16 protein-coding genes and 1 pseudogene are annotated in these 18,374 nt (G+C 40.5%); all 17 read left to right on the top strand.

The window, feature by feature from the left end:
- Window positions 1-184 precede the first annotated feature (184 nt).
- A complete protein-coding gene (locus tag G8O23_RS17650; RefSeq protein ID WP_166365896.1) occupies window positions 185-1,237 on the top strand; it encodes a TlpA family protein disulfide reductase in 1,053 nt (350 codons plus the stop codon).
- Window positions 1,238-1,510, top strand: coding sequence for a UPF0175 family protein (locus G8O23_RS13980; RefSeq protein ID WP_219932532.1), 273 nt, complete (start codon window positions 1,238-1,240; stop codon window positions 1,508-1,510). It begins immediately after the preceding gene.
- Window positions 1,503-1,964: a DUF3368 domain-containing protein gene (locus G8O23_RS13985; RefSeq protein ID WP_166365898.1), complete on the top strand. Its 462-nt coding sequence runs from the start codon at window positions 1,503-1,505 to the stop codon at window positions 1,962-1,964. Before G8O23_RS13980 ends, G8O23_RS13985 begins: the two co-directional genes overlap by 8 nt.
- 370 nt (window positions 1,965-2,334) lie before the next feature.
- Window positions 2,335-3,615, top strand: coding sequence for a ligand-binding sensor domain-containing protein (locus G8O23_RS13990; RefSeq protein WP_166365900.1), 1,281 nt, complete (start codon window positions 2,335-2,337; stop codon window positions 3,613-3,615).
- Window positions 3,616-4,453: 838 nt separating this feature from the next.
- The gene (locus tag G8O23_RS13995; protein ID WP_166365902.1) at window positions 4,454-5,089 is read left to right on the top strand and encodes a hypothetical protein; all 636 of its coding nucleotides are present in this window, start codon (window positions 4,454-4,456) and stop codon (window positions 5,087-5,089) included.
- 225 nt (window positions 5,090-5,314) lie between these two features.
- Complete coding sequence (locus tag G8O23_RS14000; RefSeq protein WP_166365904.1) at window positions 5,315-5,821, top strand: hypothetical protein; 507 nt, start codon at window positions 5,315-5,317, stop codon at window positions 5,819-5,821.
- A 277-nt stretch (window positions 5,822-6,098) separates the two neighbouring features.
- Entirely contained in the window at window positions 6,099-6,944 is an 846-nt protein-coding gene (locus tag G8O23_RS14005) for a hypothetical protein (RefSeq protein WP_166365906.1), read from the top strand.
- Between the two features lie 2 nt (window positions 6,945-6,946).
- Window positions 6,947-7,846 (top strand): hypothetical protein, encoded by a 900-nt coding sequence (locus G8O23_RS14010; RefSeq protein WP_166365908.1) that lies wholly within the window; start codon window positions 6,947-6,949, stop codon window positions 7,844-7,846.
- A gap of 23 nt (window positions 7,847-7,869) precedes the next feature.
- The gene (locus G8O23_RS14015; protein ID WP_166365910.1) at window positions 7,870-8,601 is read left to right on the top strand and encodes a hypothetical protein; all 732 of its coding nucleotides are present in this window, start codon (window positions 7,870-7,872) and stop codon (window positions 8,599-8,601) included.
- Between the two features lie 240 nt (window positions 8,602-8,841).
- On the top strand, window positions 8,842-9,669 hold the full coding sequence (locus G8O23_RS14020) for a S8 family peptidase (protein WP_166365912.1): 828 nt from the start codon (window positions 8,842-8,844) through the stop codon (window positions 9,667-9,669).
- Window positions 9,650-11,824, top strand: coding sequence for a hypothetical protein (locus G8O23_RS14025; protein ID WP_166365914.1), 2,175 nt, complete (start codon window positions 9,650-9,652; stop codon window positions 11,822-11,824). Before G8O23_RS14020 ends, G8O23_RS14025 begins: the two co-directional genes overlap by 20 nt.
- 63 nt (window positions 11,825-11,887) lie before the next feature.
- Complete coding sequence (locus G8O23_RS14030; RefSeq protein ID WP_166365916.1) at window positions 11,888-12,274, top strand: rubredoxin-like domain-containing protein; 387 nt, start codon at window positions 11,888-11,890, stop codon at window positions 12,272-12,274.
- Window positions 12,275-12,285: 11 nt separating this feature from the next.
- Window positions 12,286-12,570: a hypothetical protein gene (locus G8O23_RS14035; RefSeq protein ID WP_166365918.1), complete on the top strand. Its 285-nt coding sequence runs from the start codon at window positions 12,286-12,288 to the stop codon at window positions 12,568-12,570.
- Between the two features lie 598 nt (window positions 12,571-13,168).
- Window positions 13,169-13,966 (top strand): fibrobacter succinogenes major paralogous domain-containing protein, encoded by a 798-nt coding sequence (locus tag G8O23_RS14040; RefSeq protein WP_166365920.1) that lies wholly within the window; start codon window positions 13,169-13,171, stop codon window positions 13,964-13,966.
- 25 nt (window positions 13,967-13,991) lie between these two features.
- Entirely contained in the window at window positions 13,992-15,842 is a 1,851-nt protein-coding gene (locus G8O23_RS14045) for a fibronectin type III domain-containing protein (protein ID WP_166365922.1), read from the top strand.
- Between the two features lie 405 nt (window positions 15,843-16,247).
- Window positions 16,248-17,255, top strand: a complete 1,008-nt coding sequence (locus G8O23_RS14050; protein ID WP_166365924.1) for a GNAT family N-acetyltransferase — start codon at window positions 16,248-16,250, stop codon at window positions 17,253-17,255.
- Between the two features lie 199 nt (window positions 17,256-17,454).
- Window positions 17,455-18,209 (top strand): annotated as a pseudogene (locus G8O23_RS14055) (lipid II flippase Amj family protein).
- The last annotated feature ends 165 nt before the right edge of the window (window positions 18,210-18,374 follow it).

Below are 18,374 nucleotides of genomic sequence, written 5' to 3' on the forward strand. Positions count from 1 at the left end.
GCAGCTTCTCTTCCTTGGTAAAACTTCGTTTTTTCATCATCATAAAAGTACAGATTTTAATCTATATCCTCGTCCGATGATTTAAGGGGCTAATACAACGTTGATAAAACTGTATGATCTAACCACCGAAGAGTATATAGATTCCTGCTTTACGATAAACGAGGAATTTATTTTTAGAGGTAATGTGGAATACCCTAGGACATTATGGTTATTCTGCAACAAAGATGTTGCTGCTTTGCAGGTGGAGAACGTGCCAATTAAGTTTAAATCAAAAATTAATCATTTTCAGCAAGAGGCCATTGTTAAGGGAGGTTACGAGCAAGACTTGGCTAATGAAGTTAGAAGGTTGCAACGACCATACCAAATATTGATAGACAATGCTTTTGACAGCTTGGTGAACAAGAAATATGAAGACGAATCAATGCTAGAAAAATTGGGTAACCGATATAATGAGTTATTGGACAAAAGCCATAGTTTTTATGTAAATAGTGCTATAAAAAATCCAAACTCGTTCTATAGCATTGATGCATTATTCCGAAATCGTTTGAGCATCCCTATAGACAGCCTAAAGCAAATACTTGAAAATGTAGATTCAAAATATAGAGAATCGGTGAAAGGGAAAGCGATTATGGATTATGTTTCTAATCAAAAGGTTGAGGTTGGCAAACCATTCATCGACTTTAACACAAAAACAATTGAAGGTGATGATTTTCAACTATCGACCATGAAAGGGAAATATATATTTATACACTTTTGGAGCTCGGGTTGTGCCTATTGCCGGAAAGAGAATAGACTTCTAAGTGAGAACTTTAATAAGTTGCCGGATAGTATAATTTTAGTAAGTTTTTCGTTAGACAAAAAAAGAGAAAATTGGGTAAGTTCTTCACTTAAAGATAGCATCTTTTGGTATAATGTCTCTGACCTAAAAGGGGACCTGAGTTCTACCAAATTGCTCTACGATGTCCAAGCACTTCCCGTATCGTTTCTAATTGACAGAAATGGAATAGTGGTTGAGAAAATTTTGGGATATGATGAGAATTTAATTGAAATATTACTTCAACAAACTAATGAAAATAAAGACATATGCTATGAAGGGGTGCAGCCAACCTCGCTGTGCCACGTAATCGGATGTTCTTTGGTCGATGAAGAGGGCACTCCTATCGTCGAGACGAGACCGCTCCCCCAGCCTTACAGGCAAGCTGAGACCAAATTCCATAACCATCAACTCAACTGGTGAATGCGTAGAAAAAAGATTATATTTGCAATAGACAAAAAAGATGAGATGAATAAGGTAATATTAAACATACCAGAGAATATAAACTTGAAAACGTTTGATTTTTCAGTTTATGTTGCATCGAAAATGTATGAAGACGGACTGGTTTCCGCAGGACAAGCATCTGAAATGGTTGGCATATCGAAAAGAGCTTTTATAGAAATATTAGGCAAGTACGGAGTTTCCCTATTTAGCCAATCTGTAGAAGACTTAGACAAAGACATCGCAAATGCCTAATATCACAGTAATAGCGGATACAAGTTGTTTGATTGCACTTTCAAAAGTTGAAGGAATTGAACTGCTAAAAGAATTATACCAAGAAGTTTATATCACCGAAGAAATTGCCTTTGAGTTTGGGGAGCCGCTACCCGAATGGATTATAATAGAAAGCGTTAAAAACAAGAAGTATCAACAGCTACTTGAACTATACTTAGACTTAGGTGAAGCGTCAGCAATTGCGCTAGCCCTAGAAAAAGTTGAAGTCCTGCTAATTCTAGACGATCTAAAAGGGAGGAAAGAAGCAGAAAAATTAGGTTTTAGAATTACTGGAACTCTAGGTATTCTTTTTAAAGCAAAAAAGGAAGGGCTGATTACCGAATTGAAATCCTACATTGAAAAGTTGAACGCAGTTGGTTTCAGGTTATCCTCAAAAATAGAAGAAGAAATCTTAAGAAAAAGTAACGAAAATTAAAGGCCAGCCCACAACAAAGGGGTGTAGCCAACCTCGCTGTGCCACGTAATCGGATGTTCTTTGGTCGATGAAGAGGTCACTCCTATCGTCGAGACGAGACCCACCCCCAGCCTTCTGCAACAAAAAATGAAGATTACCAGGAAGGACAACCTTGCTGCATATAGCCTGAGGGACAATTGAAATTCCACCGTCCTTATCAGTAATAGGAAGTAACTGAATAAAAAGTAAATTAGCATAATGTAATATTTTGCCCAAAAAGTTATAGTTTTAATCAATTAACCTGAAACAAAAATACAGGCTTTGGCATCTTCGCTTACCCATGAGTTCTTTACAAAGGTATTGTCTCAATTGCTAATCTAAAAAAATAGTTATGACAAAAAAGACATTATGGTGCTACGCATATGCAACTGTTGGAACAGCTATAATGCTTTTTAGCAGCTGCGCAAAGAAAGATGAAATAAAAACCCCTGTACTAACCACAGCGGAGGTTACAGGTATAAAACCAACCGCTGCTGTTTCGGGTGGTAGCATTATCGATGACGGAGGCACCACAGTAACTGCAAGGGGTGTATGCTGGAGTACAAGCCAAAACCCAACCATTGCAAACAGCAAAACTGAGGATGGTTCTGGTGTGGGTAGTTTTACAAGCAACATATCAGCATTAGAACCCGAAACAACATATTATGTTAGGGCATACGCTGAAAATGAAGTCGGCACAGCCTATGGCGAGCAGCAAATCTTTACAACTTCGCCTCCACCATCGTGGGCGATTACCAACTTTACACAGGATAATGGGCTAATCGGCGATATTGTACAATCCATTGTTGTTGACAATAGTAATAATATCTGGGTGGGTACTAGCTTAGGGCTTTCAAAATTTGATGGTTTGTCATGGACAAGTTATGCTGAGGCTGATGGTATTCCCCTTGAAGGAATACAGGCACTTAGTTTTGACCCCGATGGGAATCTTTGGATTGGAACCTGGGAAAAAGGAATATTCAAGCTTGACGGACAAGCATGGACTAACTATACCGAAGACGACGGACTTTATAGCAACAGGGTTTATACCATTTATGCTGATAATAAAAGCAACATCTGGATTGGAACAAGTAAAAACCACATAACAGTATTTGACGGAACCGGGTTTGATTCCTTTGCTGTAAACCCACAAACAAACCCCGATGGAGCCATTATGGGGCACATACATGCGATATGCGCAGATCATAATGATAATATATGGGTAGGATCCTGTTATACCGGCTTGTCGATGTACAACAATAATATCTGGACAGACTACGTCAATAACCTAAGCTCATTTATCAATGCTATCTATTGCTCATCTGAGGGCGATGTCTGGATAGGGCATTCACCGCTGGGCGCGTTCAGGTATTCTAAAGGAAGCTGGCATAATTATCCTGAGAGTGAAGCAAAGATACAATTTGTTTATGCTGTCGGTGAAGATGCTAATGGCAACATTTGGATTGGTGGACGTGATGGTGTTTCTGTTTTTCATGAGAATACTTGGGAGTTTATAAACTCTGAGGATGGTTTGATAAATCCCGTTATCAATACATTGGCTGGTGATAATGAGGGAAACATATGGGTTGGGGGGCCAAATGGTTTAAGCAAAATAGTTAAGCTGGAGAATTAGCTGCAAAAGTTTATCACCGAAAAGAAAGACTAAAATGATTAATTGCCATGTGCTAACACGGGGTGCTACCATTTTGCCCCCTCTGGTTGTCAGGTTTGGGTTGAATTGGTTGCGAGGTCGGCTCGGCTCGTAGCAAGCATACTAACGGGGCTAAAACCCAAGCCCTGCGACCCTTCACTTTCTGAAGAGTCGAGGCCATATACCCCCAGCCGCCTCCCAATTCTTTTAGTCTGTGGCTTTCTCAGGAATCACCACCAAAGCGGGAGTTTTTCCTAAAATTTACCGGGCAGAGCATACCAAAGCCTGTCTACCAACAGGTAGAGCAGGTGACCCCGAAGATATAAATTCGACTGAGGCATATGGCATCAGCCCAAAAGGGAGTTGTAAAATGAGCCATTCAAACAATGCTAGGCTGTTGGCTCTGCCTAATCTGCCTAATTGTGTATTGATAGAAAGTCTATGGTCGATTAGAAATACTATAGCCAATAGAAATAGAATACCCAAAGACCCAAAAAACTACATCCCCAGCTAGGTTAAGTTCCCTGTTCAGCTAAAATTATCCAAACAGGTTGGCCCTGCAATTCAAGACCAAGCCCCTCAGGATGATATCCATTTTATCACTCCTTTGGGGTATTTTATTTTACTGCGCTATGCAATATATTGCAGGATGTTAAATGGAGTTTTTTCCAACCACTCCATTGTCCGAAAACCTATGAGAAGACATACACCTGATGGGTTAGTAATATTTGTTCAGATTAATGCAAACCATATGATAGTGAGATTTTAATACTCACCTTTTTTTAAGATATGTAGAAGAACATTCAAAAAATAAAAAGCTATGAATCCTTTCTCATCCTTAACAATATGGATAGTGTTGGCAACAATCATCCCAGGGTTAATAACGGTTGCCTGTATATTTATCATTATAAATTGGGTATTTCCCCTTTATTCAATTGTTTACTCACAATTTAATAATTGGTGTGGATTTTCTATCATTGTTGCAGTTATGGTAGTAACTCAGACTTTAGGGATGTTGCTTGGTAGAATATTAAATAAAACGTATCCAAAAAAAACTGTAGGGTTTAAGATAGCAAATTCAACAGTAGAAGAGGTAGAAATAGATACAAAGGATGTTTTCAGAAGTTTGTATTGTGTGATTTCAAACTTTAAGGAGGAAGATGATAAGCATGGTCATATCCAAAGGATTATTGGGCAATATTTTTTAACCCTAAATAGTTTGGTCTCCTATCTTCTAGGTTTTTTTATTGTGATAGGACTATTATTTACACCAAAAGGGATATATACAATTAGGGTTATTATTTTTTTAAGCGGGATGATTTCGTTGGGTGTTTTGACATATATTACTTTGAGAATACGATATTGTGTATTGATAGAAAGTCTATGGTCGATTAGAAATATTATAGCCGATAGAAATAGAAAACCCAAAGACCCAAAAAACTACATCCCCAGCTAGGTTAAGTTCCCTGTTCAGCTAAAATTATCCAAACAGGTTGGCCCTGCAATTCAAGACCAAGCCCCTCAGGATGATATCCATTTTATCACTCCTTTGGGGTATTTCTTTTCGCTTATTGGTGATGTAAATTTGCCTTAGCATGTCGAGTCCCTATCAATGGTATTACTAGTTGATTAAACAATCGATATTGCAAGTATTGTAATTACTAATCAAAATTGGAATATTATGGATAGTATAGAAGCTATCAGCAACCTTGAGTTTTGGGTGAAAATTGCTAGCCTTGGTGCCGCTGGGGTAAGCACCATATTTGTTGGCATTATTGGCGTGTATATTATTCGTATTCCCAATGATGTTTCAGCCCTAAAAGCTTCGTTGGTAAAGTTCTTCATGGGGATATGTGCTTTTATGGTGATTGTTTGTGGCCTGTCAAGCTGGGCAAATGCGTATTATACTAACGACAGGGTGGTTGAGTCCAACGAACGATTTGTAAAGCTGGGTGAAGCATACCAAGCGGAGGTAAGTAGAGTTCAACATGAAAAGCGAGAGCTAGACAATAACCTAAGGAATATGAGCACAATGCTAAGGGCATCATCAGCAACGCCTCAGCAGGTTAATGCCATTAGGGACAGTGTGCTTAAGGCAAGTAGCCAGGTTACTAACCTACAAATGCGCCCCTTAGAGGATATTCATGAGGAGATTAAAACCGCAACAAGCAGGAAACGTCGAGAGTAATTGTGAATCATTAAATGTATCTACTCCTGCTGCAGTAGCAATTTTTGTGGAGAGCAGTATTCATCGTACCGCAGATGTTATTCTTGCTGGGGAATATTTTTTAACTGCCACAATATCAGACGTTAATCGTTTTTGTAACTCTTTTGGGGTATTGACTTTTCACTAAAATGCTAAATAACTTTGATACTTCAGAAACTGATTTTCCTTTCATACAACAAGGCGGAATCCGAAAAGCCATATTATTAAGAAGAGTAGGAACAACTTTAATCTTATCATTATGACCTTAACTTCTAATTGTGATGCAATAGGAATATTTCCGGAAGATGCATTCAATAAAATTATCGATCAGGTTATGTATCAAATGCCAGCTACATTTAATTATGCTACCGAGCATTTGATAAAACAAAAGTTGTTTTGCAGCAGTATCTACGCAGATCCCGTTTTAGAACAAATGGGTAAAACTATCGTGACACAAATTGACCAAATTCCAGTTTTTGGTACTGATTCAGGTTATGATTTTTGTCTACAGGTAAAAGATTTGAAATTAGATCTTCATCCAAGCAACACAATGGTTCTGCCCCCTGAGTTAGGAGGTCTTGCTGTCCAGCAATTTGCACTTTCAATCAAAATTTGTGCTGGCCTAGCTTGCGGAAGCCCCTCTCATATTATTTATAACCCTAAGGTAGTATCCTCTAATGTTGCTAAAGCATCAACTGCTAATACTATAGACTTAAAAAACCTCACAAAAAAGAAAATTTCCGAAGTTTTTAATATGGATAAAGGAATTGTTTTCAATCCCATGTTCGTCAGTAATTTAAATTGCTTTTGTTTGGAGGTGTTTGCTAAGCTTACAGTAGTAAACGACTCTAATGTATTAAGCTTAAAACTTATCGGGTTGGAAATAAAAGAGATTGAGCCGGTGGCATTAGAAAACATTATTGAGTGCTATGTTAAAAAGTTACTTCAGGAAACGGTATTCCCGAAAATGAAGATTGCCATGAGCAAATTGGTTTTTGGGTTAGACTCTTATGCCACAGTCATGCCTATGCCCACAAGCTCGGCAATACCGTTTAACCCGAGTGTTACAAACAATAATTTAACGGTTTACCTAAAAGTACAATAATTATGGCTACAATACAATTAGCTGTTTCAGAAAACAGCATGAATCAAGTTTTAAGAAACCTAATTGATAACTTCCATTTAACCAAATCCGGAAGTTCATCAGGATATTTCAGAGCTTCTTACAATGTGGGAATCGGCCTTACAGGAGGGAGTATTGATTTTAAAAACAATCCGGACGAGATTGTTTTAAAAGAAATTGATGTGAATTGGAATCCACTAAATGTGACCCTGGAAGTAGATATTCCTAAAGTGTGTGTAGGAGGATTCTGTATCATTCCTAATCCTTTTGGCGGTTGTTTGCTAAGGGCACCAAGAATTTGCTTGTTCTCATCAAATCCGGATATACGCATTCCTTTAAATCTAGATGGATTAATTACTTCAGAGATTTCTGGAGGATTTAATGTAGACATTAGATATAGGGATGACCCAGTTAATAATACAATGAATCCTTACCAGGCCTATGCGGCAAATAATCTGGATAAGTGGCAAGTATATTTAAGTTCAAGATGGTTGAATTTAGATATTATTGATATCTCAGATACGGTAGGAAACTTATTGGATCGGATTGTGGACAACTTCATTAATGGCGTTTTTGGTGGATTACCTGGCTGGGCAAAAGATATTTTGAGCTGGCTCCTTAATGGAATCAACGATATTATTAGAGGAATTTTGGATATTGGAGATGATATTAAGGAATGGCTTTCGGATCTGTTGGGTGTAAGTTTTGGATTGTTTGATTTTATTGTGCAGCAAGTAGGAAACTATATTGCAAACAATCATCCACTTTACGAAATCTCAAATCCTTATCCTATTGTTCCTGGAGCAGATCCAGTACTACTTCCAATTAGTGCTATAAGGACTGACGTTACGAATGATGAATTCGTAATCAATGTGAGTATATAACTTAACGTTTAAAAAGCAATATTATGAAAACTATTTTAAATAGAAATTTGTTAGAAAATACAAATTTCACTTCGGATACCTTAAGTCCGTTTTCCTTTTTGGTACACTCTTTAGTAAAAGCTGGCACATATAGTTTAGAGATATACGAGAACAATCGTTTAGTTTATACCAATCAAATTATTTCTGCTAATGAGAATAATGAAACCGGATTGAATATTGACCTTCACCTCAATTCACTTTCAAGTCAGAAAGGGAGTTTCCTGATAAACGGCGATCATGCCTATCTTCTATTTTATAACTCACAGGCTTTTACTAAAAATAGGGTTGTCATCAAAGATAAGACTAACATTGTATTTGATTCCAACACGCCCAAGAAAGGTGATTTATTTATACTTAACCTTTTAAAACCAGGAGAATATATCTTAAAAAGTAATTCTTTGAAGACTTCTATGAAGCTTAATGTCCTTTACCCTGACCTTAAAAGAGACAAAGTTTCTGATTCTTTAACCAAAATTAATTTGGACGCAAAAAGTATTAGAGAGAAAGATTCACAGCCCTTGCTACCGAATCAAGGTATTGTTATACAGTTGGGTGATGGCCTCAATGATTTTAATATCGAACATACAAAAGGTTTTGATAGTTCTCTAGAGAATAGTGTTGTAAATGAGTTAAAGATATTAGCACGGTCTAGGATAAAAACATCAACGGGTCGATCGAAAAAACAAATTATAAAGAGGTTTTCAACTCGGAAATAATCCCCAGTTTGCTTCATTTTCCAACTCAGAGGGAATTATTCAAGTAGGGTGTATATGTAATTTAACCCAAATATGATTTGGGTGATATTCATTTTATCCCTCTTTTAGGGTATTTCTTTTTATCCCTCATTGCTTTACTTTTGGTATTTGGATGATTTGCAGTTTGAATCGACACTCTGAAACAGCGGAGCACAATGGGGTGACTAGCAGGCTGCAGTACAACGTTATAGGACAAGTACCATGGACTACAATTCTATGCTTAACCTTCCGGATTCCGTAAAGCAATCAAAAGGAGAAGGTGTTGTTATTGCGATTGTCGATACAGGTTGTGCGGCTCACAGCGCGTTTAGCAATAAGAACATTGAGTTTTACGATGCCGCTACACAAAATCATAATGGCTCACTGGTTGATAGCTCCACATCGGGGCATGGCACATCTATCACAGGAATAATTGCGGGGAACAATCTGAATGGTTCGAATATAGTGGGAGTGGCCCCCTTAGCAGATGTTATAGTTATAAAGGCAACCAATAGGAATAGCATAAACTCAAGCTTTGTGCTCCAAGGGTTAACCTGGCTATTGAACCAAGCCGCTTTACCTCATATTGTGAATATGAGTTTTGACATTGCCCACTCCGATGCAATTAATTCGGCAATCCTCGAACTTACTCGGAGAGGAGTATTGGTTGTTGCTGCAGGACAAAACGATGGCAACCTATATCGCGACCAAGCGATTTTTTATCCCGCCCGTAACGAGCTAGTTCTAGGTGTAGGAGCCCTATCGCAGCAAAGCTACAACAATCCGCTGGGGGTGAGCCCAAGGATACACTACGTGTTGCCTAACCTACTCTACTTCTCTACCGGTAAGTATAATGACTATAAGAACGACCTAAAAGGATGCAGCTTTGCCACCGCGGTTATCTCAGCCTCGCTTGCACTGGTTCGGGCAAGCCTAAAAACCAGTGATAACGCTAAAGTAATTAGCACATTCAATTCATACCTCAGCAACCTAAACTCCATCCAGTTTAACCAACTTAACATTTACAAGAATGAAAACGCTCGTAGCTAGTCTTATTACCTTTTGCTGTGTTATTAGCGCACAGGGGCAGAGCATACTGCAGGATGCCATTCTGTTGAGCCAAACAATTAAGCATAACACTTTAAGCCTCGACGATTTGGAGACCCCAGAGGTGATGCTGCTAATTGAACAGCAACAAAAGCTAGAGTATGGTTCCTCCGATTACAAAAAGATTGAGAGCCAAATTGCCGAATTACAGCAAGCAGAGAAGAGCAGAGTAACCTCGCTTCTCCTAAGAAACTACTTAGTTGAACCGGAGACTTTTACCACAACAAAAATTAAGGAACGTTTTACCTCTAATCCTTACCTATCATTCATTAGCATTGATGGTTCACCCCAGCAGCAGGACAAGAGTCAAGAATTTCTTACTCGATTAACACAACCTTTCGTGTCCTCACCCTTCGACATTACAAATGTTGCCGTAGGGCTAACCGACTTTCTAATTGAGCGAACCAAAACGGAGCTCAACACGGCCTTTTTTATAAGGTTTAAGCAGGATTTGAAAGATGAAAGTATGCAAGAACTTCGAATTCTGTTCCCAAGCACCACGTCAACTCTAGAGGTAATCGATACCGAGATCTATCAGTACGACATATACCTTAACATGCTGAGAACATCATTTGAGAGAGACCTTCGGTCGCTACCCAGGGGCATGTCAAATCTTTTGGTTGAGTATTCTATGAGTTCAGGCAAGGATCAGGAGCTGCTATGCTTAGTTGCTCTTGCGCTAGAGCTATCGAATGGTATGGTAGATGGCCTTCATCCGGGTGAGGTGCTCAATGTATTGGCAAGCAGTGAGTATGCCAATATGCTAACAACCAGCGGTACCTACAGAAACATCGTTAGCTCGCTTCAAACCATAAACTTAATCAGCCAGTCCTTTAGAGAATTCTCTGAGTCCGATAGGACATATTGGCTTAGGCAAGCCGAATTAAATGCATTAAACGATGTTCTTACCCTTAGGATTTACCTTGGGTTGCTATACCAGCATGCCCAATACAATGATGTGTATAAAAGCATATCTTTTGCTATCAGCAATCAGGAGTTTACCTTGGGTAAACTACTTAGGGATCTTGGTGAGAGAATGGGAGGCGAGCCCGCAGGTTATCATCTAATTAAGCAGCACCTGCTTCAGGTTGCAGAAACGACCAAGGGAATACAGCTCCAGATTGACAGGTATCAGGGTGCTATACAGGGCTCAGACTACGATAAGCTAACAACCAGAGAGCGAAACAGGTTGCTATTCGAACGACAAAGCGATGTGTTTGCCTCCTTGGTAGGCCTTCTACAGCTATCAAAGGGCACTGGGAGTTCTCCCATATTCCAAGGGAAAATCGCCCTTACCGATGTCGAGAAGGATGCAATTAGGCAATTCGAGTTGGCTGGTGATATGGCTATTCATGCTATGAACAAGCAGTACTCAGGCGCAATTGTTAGCGCAACAATGTTGCTGAAACAGGTTAACAATTCGGATAAGGATTTAGTATTGCGTAAATTCTTAAGGTACGGCTCGTTTATGGCTGCACTTGTTGAGGCAGAGAATCCAAGTCAAGCCAAAGCAGCAATAAGCGCGATAGCTTTACCTCCTGGCAGCTATTCAATAAAGCGGTTTTCCTCCTTTAACGTGTCGCTAAATGGCTATCTCGGAGGTTTTGTTGGCAACGAGATTATTGATAATGTAAACAGCGGGAGGACAATAAATAACCTTTCTCTTTCTGCCCCAGTTGGCATTTACTTTGGCTGGGGGCGTTTATGTATGCATAAGCCAAGGGGACCATGGAGTTTCGGGTTATCTGTGCCTATTATCGATCTGGGTACACTCGCATCGTTTAGGTTAGCGAATGATGAGGCAGAAGCTTTACCCACAGTAAAGCTATACCATATCATTGCCCCTGGTCTTTTTGCCGAATTTGGAGTTGGCAGAACACCCCTCACCATAGGGATTGGAGCACAATTAGGCCCTAGGCTACGAAATGTTAGCGAGGATATTGTTGACGTGAGCGATTACTACTTGAGGGTAGGAGCTACATTAAAAGTAGATATCCCCCTGCTTAACCTTTACTCAAGCCCAGAAAAGGCTAAAAAGAATGCGAATGATAAGAAACCCCAGAAAGAGAAAAAGAGGAAAGGGGGGAACAAAAACTAATCGAGGTTTAGCCAAATCGAGAATAGACTTTACCCATTGACTTTAAAACTAAAATTTAGACCTATGCCAAATTTTAAGTGTACTAAATGCGGATACTTGTTTGAGAGCGACAACGATCCATTAAAATGCCCCGATTGCGGCTTAAAGGGAAGTATTATCGAGGTTCCAATCGAGTCTGAGGAGGCAGAGCTTATTAAGGATAAGCAAATCATTATTCAAACATTTAATAAGTTCAAGAAGGACTACCTAAAGAGCGTGAAGGATATCTCGCAGGAGGCTGGAATCCCGTCGGCAAATGTGCTAAAGGTCATGATGTCGTTTGATGATTTTGTTCAGTCCTCAGACCGAGACTCAAGTGGAGACCTGCTGTTTACAACCAAAGAGAAGTTTAGAGAGAATGCCACTTTCACCAAAAAACTTTTTGGTGCTTTTAAAAACCGAATCGATTAAAATTTGCAAGTATGGAATTGTCAAGTTCAGTTTATCTAGCAGCATTAGGAGCCCTTTGTATTCAGCTGCTCCCATTGCTCGAGCTCTATAAGGTTCCGAAGAATAGAAGGCCAAATTTTCGCGATTTTACCTACTGGATACCCTACATTGTTGCTCCCGTAGTGGGAGGTATTGTAGGCTATGCCTATTTCAACGAGCAGGAGGGCAGTAGCCTTTTGGCTATGCACATCGGAGCTTCGGCACCTTTGATACTGAGATCTATGGCTTCGTTAGTCCCGTCCTCAGTTGGCGTGTAGCCATGGGCTAAACCATTTGGCATTGCTTTATAAACTCGCAAGTTAACCCCTAGTGCGTTTAAATGCTTAGCTGTTTTTATGCTGTTATCCCCATGGTATTATGTTTTTATACCAGCCGGGGCGGTTACTGATTTAGCAACGAGCAGTGAAAATGCTAGCTTATGTTTGGTAGAATATCATTTTTGTGTACTTGTATTTTTTAAAGACCTGTTAACCAGCGGGTAGCATATTTAATCACTCTTTTCGGGTATTTTTTATAAAAATACTTTGCCCTACATTTGCCTATGGAGGTGTAGGGAGTGTTTTTTGCATGGTTTGGAAACCCAGGTTTACAGATTAAAAAACCATGTACCCTATTAAAAATTGCCTAAAACCTTATATACTCCAAATCATCCTACACCTCCTTTTTTTACCTATCGGTTTACCCACTGGCTAGTTATTGTTGCTGGTGGTTTTTATTGATAAGATTGGGAGTACAGCGTTAAGTAATGCCTAGCTGCTTATGCGGTTGTTTTTGTGTATATTTGGTGGTGGTATAAGTAAGTTAGCAAAAATGGTTAAAGAAAACTGAGAATTCAGAACATTAATTTTAAACAATATGAAAGAATATCAGACCAACATATCGATAATAATCATAGTTTTGATATTTAGCATGTTGGGATGCTGCAAGGACGATCCCACACCCCGCAAGGGAAAATCTACAGCTGTGTTCAACCCCGACAAGGAGTACGGGATGGTGACAGATATTGATGGGAATGAATACAAAACCATTACCATTGGCTACCAAACGTGGATGGCAGAGAACCTGAGGGTAACCCGTTACAGCAACGGCGATTTCATTACGCACTTGCCGGTTTCGGCTGGTTACGATATTATCTATTACGAGACCGAGGGTATTTACTGCGCCTACGATGACACCGCTGATCCCGACAGCCTTGCCACCTACGGGCTGCTGTACAACGGTCACGCCGTGGCGGACCAGCGTAACCTCTGCCCCGATGGTTGGCACGTACCCAGCGATGAGGAGTGGATCACCCTGGTTACGTACCTAGACAATGGCGAAAACGCCTTTGACCCCAACGGAACCGGGACTAATGCCGTGGTTGGGGGCAGGCTCAAGGAGGTTGGAATCCTGCACTGGAACGCACCCAACCCCGCCGACAACAGCAGCGGCTTCACTGCACTTCCTGGGGGGTGCAGGGTTGGTGATACCTTTTACTATAAAAACAAGATGGCCTTTTTTTGGTCATCTACAGATTACTACGTAGATAGCATTCCTCATATTGAAGGAAAAATGCTTTGGATGCGTAGCATCAGCGAACTGTTCACAACCATTGGTCGTGGGGCTTTCCCAAAGGATACGGGACAGAGCGTACGTTGTATTTCTGATAACTAATTGTTTAACCTTAAATACAATTATTATGACTAAGAGATTAGTTGGCACAGCGATGCTGCTGTGCATGGTGCTAGGAGCCACAGCTCAAGATTTTACCGTTACCATTCCCAAAACCGATTCCACGCAGTACAGGTGCTACCCCGTAAAGGCCAACACGAGTTTTAGCCTTAGATCGCTGATTGCTTGTAACACCAACGGCCCGTTTAGCGTGAGCATTGATAAGGGTTTATCGTTTGCCGCATGGGGTAGCTGGGTAGATATTGCTTATGGCAATAACCCCATAACCATTGATTCCTCGCAAACGGCCATCTTCGACCTGTACATTCAACCCCCGACGGGTACACCTGATTATCGGTATCCTATGCCTGTATATTTTAAGGCGTACAAGAACGGCAGCTCCGTTAATGTTTCCTCCTCTGGATTGTTTGAGGTTATTGTGGATAACAACCCGCCCACCGATATTACGCTAACCAAGTACGGTGACTCTGGCAGCAACTCGATTACCTTCGAGTTCGATGCCACCGATGCGATGTCGAAACAATACTCCGATGTGAACCCCAACGTGGGGCGTAAGGGCATTAAGCAGTTCACCATTGCGCTGAAAGACCAAGGAGGCATAACCAGAGCAACCGAAACGTGTAATGGCACCGAGATCAGCTGGGTTAAAAACGTGAGTAGCGGCAACCTCCTTCCGGGTACTGATTATACCGCCTACGTAACCGTCACTGACTTGGCAGGAAACTCTGCCACCAGCGGGGGGCTCAGCGTCACCACCGCTCCCGCCACCCCCACTGGCCTCAACGCTACAGGGGTAACATACTTCAACGCCATGCTTTCCTGGAACGCCATGCAGGGTGCTACTAGCTACGAGGTATATGATGTTACCTCAGGGAATATTCGCATAGGAACAGCCACCTCTCCCTCATTCGCTGCTACCGATTTGCAGCCGGGCAATACCTACCAGTTTGCTGTGAAATCGGTATCCAGCGCGGGTACATCGGGACTGTGCAGCGCAATATCAGTGACGACCCCAATGCCATACATTAATGGGCCTACCACTGTTTGCTCGCAGGAAACATATAGCATATTGAACCTTCTGCCAGATGCTACTGTTCAGTGGATTGTTAGCGGCAGCCTCTCACTCGTGTCGGGACAAGGGGGTGGTAGCGCGGTGATTGCGAAGAGCAGCAACGGGTTGGGGCAAGTAAATGCCATGGTAACCTACCAGGGGAAAAGCATTCCCCTAACACCCCTTACAGTAAGCGTGGGAACTCCCCTGCGCCCATACATCAGCAATGGCAGTGTTACCAAAACGACTTCATCAGTAAGTTACAACTTAACCTATGGCAGCCCCACCACCAGCCTGCAATTATTCTTCATTAAACAGTCGGGGAGTGCCAATGCCAGCTGGGTTGCGGAGAAGAACTCTGGCTCCTCCTGCTTTAACCTTGTTGATAACGGCAACTTTGTTTACGTAAACCCAACCAGCGTGGGTACAGGCAGTTTCACCGTGCAAGGAGAGAACGAATGTGGGATGAGTTCTTACACTACAGTCTACCTTACCATCAGAAGTAGCGGAGGGGGTATAATTGACCCACCAAGTCTACCGATAGAGTTTTCCATTTCCCCTAATCCCGCTTCCGATAATGTAATGGTAACTTTGGGAGGGAAAGAGAAACTGCTTGGTACGACTAGTGGCCTATCATCAGAAACCACCTACGAAGTGCAGCTCTGGTCTAGCATGGGTGTTGTTAAATCTGTTAAAACCAAAGGAGAATCTGTTCAGCTTTCGCTTGGATCACTTCCATCCGGTACGTATTACATTCGAGTAGTAAGCAAGGACAGGGTGGGCAGCCAATTGTTTTTTAAACGTTAACGGGACGTCCACATAATTGTGTAGCGAAAAAACGGAATGGGGTTAGTTTGCCCCGTTTCCGTCGCTTTCTTCAAGTAAGACAATTGGTCGTTGATCCCCTAAACCTTTCTCCTTACGAATTATCAAAACCACATTTGCTAACAAGGGGTGTAAGCAATGTGGGGGATGTGATGACTTTGAGTCGGCAGAACCCGCATTGGGGAGGCACTAACGGCGGATGATGACGATGCGCCACGAACTCCCCCACTGCTCACAACCCCCAGCCGCTACCCTGCATTTGAGAAAACGACCCTCATTCCTCTTCGGCCTTACGGGAGTAATATAAAGTTAATTTCACAAAAAATCACCAACTATTTTTGGCATCATTACCTATAAAAATAACCTGACAAAGAACGAAAAAAAATAATGATTGATTTCAAAAATATTGATTACCTTAAAACGGGAAATAAAAGACAGAAAATTGCTTATTTATTATTAAACGAATTAGCGATTTTTGATTACTTGAAAAAATATAATCCCATTTTAACAGGTACAATACCGATTGAGATTGACGTACCTGATAGCGACTTAGATATAATCTGTGAATGTAAAGACCATACTGCGTATGCTAAGGATTTGACTGATAAATTTGGTAAATATCTTGATTTCCAGATTTGGACAAATACCCATTATGGAGTAAAGTCGACAATTGCAAGCTTTTCGTATAAAAGTCAGAAAATTGAAATATTTGGGCAAAACATACCGACTGAAAAACAAAATTCTTTTCGACACATGTTGATTGAAAGACAAATTTTGCAAGAAAAGGGGTCTGAATTCAAAAATCAGATAATAGAATTAAAAAAACAAGGAATAAAGACAGAACATGCTTTTGCTCAATTACTAGGTTTGAAAGGTGACCCATATTTAGAATTGTTAAAATACGATACCGATTCGTATGATATATCAGTAAGACAGGCGAATGAGTCAGATGTTGGAGATTTAACGCAATTATTTTATGATACGATTCAAAATATTAACATAAGGGATTATTCCCAAGAAGAAGTCGACGACTGGTCATCTTGGAAAGCTGACATTGATAAGTGGTTAGTAAAAATGCAAGAACAATATTTTGTTGTAGCAGAGAAAGAAAACAAGATTGTAGGTTTTAGTTCATTGGCACTTGACGGATATTTAGATTTTATGTTTGTGGACAAAGACACTCAAGGAAAAGGGGTAGCAAGTGCCCTTTTATCTGAAATTGAGAGAAAGGCAATCGAACAATACAATGACATAATTTACTCAGATGTTAGCCTAACAGCAAAAAGATTCTTTGAAAACAAAGGATATATTGTGGAAAAGCAACAATTGAAAAAATCTAAAACTAAAGAATTGATTAACTTTAGAATGACAAAGAAGATTAATAGCACACGGTAACAAGAGGTGTAGTCTCGTCTCGTCAGAAAGTGACGAGCCGAGATGGGTTGATGACTTGGTACTCGGAGCGGTTTCGCCCGCTCGTGTTCTGCCTGCCTTTAGATTTGCACAATGAATTTATTTGACTTTTTTACCTTGCAACGCTTTAACAAAACAGTAACCTAATAACAATACAGATACTTTTAGTTCTAGTATTCACATGGTAAGCACCCTGTCTTACTCCGTGCGGATTGTTGGCATTAGAACCAGAAAAATAGCAATATCCTTCGCATTATTTAACATTATGGTGCTCATTTCAAGGACATCAAATTTTTTCAGGCACCTTTACTCGCAAAATGGATTGAGAACAACATAAACCTTGGGATTAATCCCGGCACATTCGAGATTAGATTAATACTTGCCTCAACAACTTTGGCTACTATTATTGGTGGACTGCTGGTGCCCACATTTCAGAGAGTATTGTCAAGTGCCGTCGAGAATTTTAGCCTTCACAAGTCGGTTCCACGACTAATTTTACACGGGTTTACCAAAACAGGGATAAACCAGTTTAAGAAAGAGCTCAAGCTCCCCGACAGGCGCAACTTTGCTGTCGATAAATCATTATGGGCCGATTTTCCTGTTAAGCTATTCGTTTACAATATTCTGGCAGTTGCAATTTTAACCGTTGGAGTGCTATCATCGTTATATGCTGGATTTATTGAGCCCGACCTCAGAACCACCTCAAGTACCTTATCGGCAGTAGTTAATGGGTTAGCTACAATACTTATGTTTGTATTTATCGACCCTTACCTATCGGGTCTTACAGATGATGTGATTGAAGGCAAATTCTCCGAGATTAGATTTCGGAAAATTATTAGGTTAATGATAGTAAGTCGATTGTTAGGAACTTTAGCCGCTCAGCTTTTGTTAGTCCCCTTTTCGCGATTTATAGCTTGGATTGCCACAGTAATATAAAAGCACAAATGCAAAGTAACCAATCCCATACCTTGAGCCACCCAGGGTATGTTTGCACAGCCTTTTCCCCATTTCCACACCATAAAAAGTAATCGAAGTAACTTTTCCTTGCCCCACATACAGGTATGTTCTTTAACATACCTTTTCCACCCTATGGCAAACTGC

It is taken from the genome of Perlabentimonas gracilis, assembly GCF_011174675.1.
GTDB lineage: Bacteria > Bacteroidota > Bacteroidia > Bacteroidales > Tenuifilaceae > Perlabentimonas > Perlabentimonas gracilis.